Source organism: Hydrogenophaga sp. (assembly GCF_051007235.1).
Classification (GTDB): domain Bacteria; phylum Pseudomonadota; class Gammaproteobacteria; order Burkholderiales; family Burkholderiaceae_C; genus Hydrogenophaga.
On sequence record NZ_JBPCSJ010000442.1, the window covers coordinates 1 to 3,697 of the forward strand.

The 3,697-nt window shown below is 69.7% G+C and carries 6 protein-coding genes; all 6 read left to right on the forward strand.

Features of this window, described 5'->3' with window-relative positions; all coding sequences use genetic code 11:
- Positions 1–525 (forward strand): NAD(P)-dependent oxidoreductase (locus ACR2JA_RS15750; RefSeq protein WP_434010023.1); only part of this gene is annotated, 525 nt, incomplete at its 5' end.
- A 117-nt stretch (positions 526–642) separates the two neighbouring features.
- On the forward strand, positions 643–1,554 hold the full coding sequence (locus ACR2JA_RS15755; protein ID WP_434010024.1) for a hydroxymethylglutaryl-CoA lyase: 912 nt from the start codon (positions 643–645) through the stop codon (positions 1,552–1,554).
- A gap of 1 nt (position 1,555) precedes the next feature.
- The gene (locus tag ACR2JA_RS15760; RefSeq protein ID WP_434010025.1) at positions 1,556–2,218 is read left to right on the forward strand and encodes a LysE family transporter; all 663 of its coding nucleotides are present in this window, start codon (positions 1,556–1,558) and stop codon (positions 2,216–2,218) included.
- A gap of 43 nt (positions 2,219–2,261) precedes the next feature.
- The gene (locus tag ACR2JA_RS15765; RefSeq protein ID WP_434010026.1) at positions 2,262–2,795 is read left to right on the forward strand and encodes a YbaK/EbsC family protein; all 534 of its coding nucleotides are present in this window, start codon (positions 2,262–2,264) and stop codon (positions 2,793–2,795) included.
- Positions 2,792–3,022 (forward strand): DUF1289 domain-containing protein, encoded by a 231-nt coding sequence (locus ACR2JA_RS15770; RefSeq protein ID WP_434010027.1) that lies wholly within the window; start codon positions 2,792–2,794, stop codon positions 3,020–3,022. The genes ACR2JA_RS15765 and ACR2JA_RS15770 overlap by 4 nt, the downstream gene beginning before the upstream one ends.
- A 14-nt stretch (positions 3,023–3,036) precedes the next feature.
- The coding region (locus tag ACR2JA_RS15775) for a 2-hydroxychromene-2-carboxylate isomerase (protein ID WP_434010028.1) at positions 3,037–3,697 on the forward strand (661 nt) is incomplete at its 3' end.

Consider the following 3,697-nt stretch of genomic DNA (forward strand, 5'->3'; position numbering starts at 1 on the left):
GTCGGTGTCATGGGGCTGGGTGTGCTGGGCGAGCGTGTGGCGAAAGCGCTGACGGTGTTCGACTTTCCGGTGCACGGCTGGAGCCGCACGCCCAAGGCCATCGAGGGCGTGGTCACGCACAGCGGCGAGGTCGGCTTCGACAGCTTCCTCGCCCACAGCCGCGTGCTGGTCAACCTGCTGCCGCTCACCGCCGACACGAAAGACATCCTCAACCGCGACACGCTCGGGCGGCTGAAGCCGGGCGGCTACCTGATCAACGTGGCGCGTGGCGCGCACCTGGTGGAAGACGATCTGCTCGCCCTGCTGGAAAGCGGCCACATGGCCGGCGCCACGCTGGACGTGTTCCGCACCGAACCGCTGCCGGCCGGACACCCGTTCTGGAACCACCCCCAGATCACCGTCACACCCCACACCTCGGCGCGCACGCTGCGCGACGAAAGCATCGCCCAGATCGCGGGCAAGATCCGCGCGCTGGAAGCGGGCCAGCCCATCGCGGGTGTGGTCGATCCTGTCCGCGGTTATTGACATGACCACCCCCGTCGCTTGCTCGCTGCGCGTAGCCGCATCCCCCCTCGAGGGGGCAACACCTGCGGCCTGGCAAAGCCAGTTCCGCGGTGTTTCTGTTTCAGAAGAGAGATCCACATGACCGCCATTCCTTCCAAAGTCCGCCTCATCGACGTCGGCCCGCGCGATGGCCTGCAGAACGAAAAGCAGCCCGTGCCCGCCGCGGTCAAGATCGAGCTGGTGCACCGCCTGCAGGCCGCGGGCCTGAAAGAGATCGAGGTCACCAGCTACGTCAGCCCCAAGTGGGTGCCGCAGATGGCCGACAACCACGAGGTGATGCAGGGCATCACCCGCCAGGGCGGCGTGCGCTACTCGGTGCTCACCCCCAACCTCAAGGGCTACGAATCGGCGGTGCTCGACAAGCCCGACGAGATCGTGGTCTTCGGCGCGGCCAGCGAGGCCTTCAGCCAGAAGAACATCAACTGCTCCATCGCCGAAAGCATCGAGCGATTCGCGCCGGTGGTGGCGGCAGCCCTGGCGGCCGGCATTGCGGTGCGCGGCGCCATGAGCTGCACCGTGGGTTGCCCGTACGAAGGCGACATCGCGCCCGAGCGCGTGGCCTACCTGGCGGGGCTGATGAAAGGCATCGGCGTGCAGCGCGTGGATGTGGCCGACACCATCGGCGTGGGCACGCCGCGCAAGGTGCAGGCCGCCATCGAAGCCACCCAGCAGCACTTCCCCATCGACCACATCAGCGGTCATTTCCACGACACCTACGGCCAGGCGCTGTCCAACACGCTGGCCGCGTTGCAGATGGGCGTGTGGAACTTCCAGTCGTCCGTGGCCGGGCTGGGCGGCTGCCCCTACGCCAAGGGCGCCACCGGCAACGTGGCCACCGAAGACGTGGTCTACCTGCTGCAGGGCATGGGCATTGAAACGGGCATCGACCTGGATGCGCTGGTCGACGCGGGCCAGTTCATCAGCGAGCACCTGGGCCGGCCCAGCGGCTCGCGCGTGGCACGGGCGCTGCTGGCGAAAAGGAACAGCTGAGATGGAACTGTCGGTCTGGCTCGCCTACTTCGCGGCCGCCTGGGTGATCGCCATCTCGCCCGGCTCGGGCGCGGTGCTGTCCATGACGCACGGCCTGGCCTACGGCGTGCGCGGCGCCAGCGCCACCATCCTCGGCCTGCAGCTGGGTGTGGCCACCATCCTGCTGATCGCCGGCGTGGGCGTGGGCGCGGTGCTGGTGGCGTCCGCCACCGCGTTCACCGTGGTCAAGGTGGTGGGCGCGTGTTACCTCATCTGGCTGGGCTGGCGGCAGTGGACGGCGCCGGTGGCGCCCGACCACGCCTCCCCCAGCACCACTGGCAGCAGCGCTGCCGCGCCGGCCGAGGCAGGGTTGCCCTCGGTGCGCCAGCGCGTGGCGCTGGGCTTTTTCACCAACGTCACCAACCCCAAGGGCATCGTCTTCGTGGTGGCGGTGCTGCCGCAGTTCATCGACCCGGCCCGCCCGCTGTGGCTGCAGCTGCTCATCCTGTTGTGCACCACCCTGTTCACCGACGTGATCGTCATGCACGGCTACGCCTTTCTCGCGTCGCGCGCGCAGCGCTGGCTGGCCACCGCCAAAGCCCGGCGCGCGCAGAACCGCGTGTTCGGCGGCGTGCTGATCGCCATGGGGGCGGGGCTGTTTTTGGTGAAGCGCACGGCGGGGTGACCCCTTCCACAGGGGCTTTCAAGGCCCCTTAACATCCGTGTCCATGAACGACTCCGCACAAGACAATCTCCCCCCCGGCGTGCAGCGCGTGACCGCTGTGCTGGCCGAGCTGGGGCACCCGCATGCGCCGCGCATGCTGGACGATGCGGCGCGCACCGCGCAGCAGGCCGCCGACGCGCTGGGCGTGGCGCTGGGCCAGATCGCCAAGAGCATCATCTTCCGCCGCAAGAACCACCCGAGTGGCGACGACGTGGCCGTGCTGGTGGTCACCTCGGGCGACCTGCGGGTGGACGAGAAGAAGGTGCAGGCCATCGTCTGCGCCGACGGTGGCAAGCTGGGTCGGGCCGATGCCGACTTTGTGAAAAACAAAACCGGCTTTTCCATCGGTGGCGTGTCGCCGCTGGCGCACGCCACGCCGCCGGTCACGCTGATCGACCGGGAGCTGTTCCGCTTCGACGTGATCTGGGCCGCCGCGGGGCACCCGCACGGCGTGTTCCCGCTCTCGCCCGACGACCTGGTGCGCCTGACCGGCGCGCCGGTGCACGAGGTGACGGTGGCCGTGGAGGCGCTGTCATGAGCGCCACGGTGCCCAAACTCAACCTGGCCGACATGCGCCAGCGCAAGCCCGAGCAGAGCGTGCCGTCGCCCTGCATCTCGGTCTGCGAACTGGACCTGGAGCGCACCCGCTGCAAGGGCTGCCACCGCACGCTGGACGAGCTGCGCGCCTGGGGCGCGATGACCGACGACGAGAAGCTGGTGGTGTGGGAACGCATCGAGGCGCGCCAGCTCGGCGCCATCGCCTGAACCTCAGCACCGCCATGCCGCACACCGACACGCCGCACGCCATCACCTTCTGGTACGACCCGATATCGCCTTACGCGCACCTGGCCTTTGAACGCCTGCCGCAGGCGCTGATGGGGCTGAGCGTGGACCTGCGCTACCGGCCGGTGCTGTTCGCGGCGTTGCTCAAGGCGCACGGCCAGCTCGGCCCGGCCGAGATCCCCGGCAAGCGGGACTGGACCTACCGCCAGGTGCGCTGGCTGGCGCACCACCACGGTGTGCGGCTGGACCTGCCGGCGGCCCACCCCTTCAACCCGCTGGCGCTGCTGCGCCTGGGCCTGGCGACCGCGATCGCGATCGATGCGGCCACCGACGATGCGCCCGGCACGACCAACCGCTACGTGACCGAACAGCTGTTCCACCACGTGTGGCACGGCGGCGCCGAGGCGACCGACCCGGCGCGCCTGGCCGCGCTGCAGGCCTTGCTGCAGGACCACATGGCGCAGCGCCAGCGGCCCTGGGTCGAGCCGGACAGCGACACCGTCAAACAGCGCCTGCGCGACAACACCGACGCGGCGCTGGCCGCGGGGGTGTTCGGCGTGCCCACGCTGGCGTGCGGGGGGCACCTGTTCTGGGGTCAGGACGCGTTGCCCATGCTGCGCGCGTACCTGGAGGGCGACGCCTGGTTCCAGGGGCCCG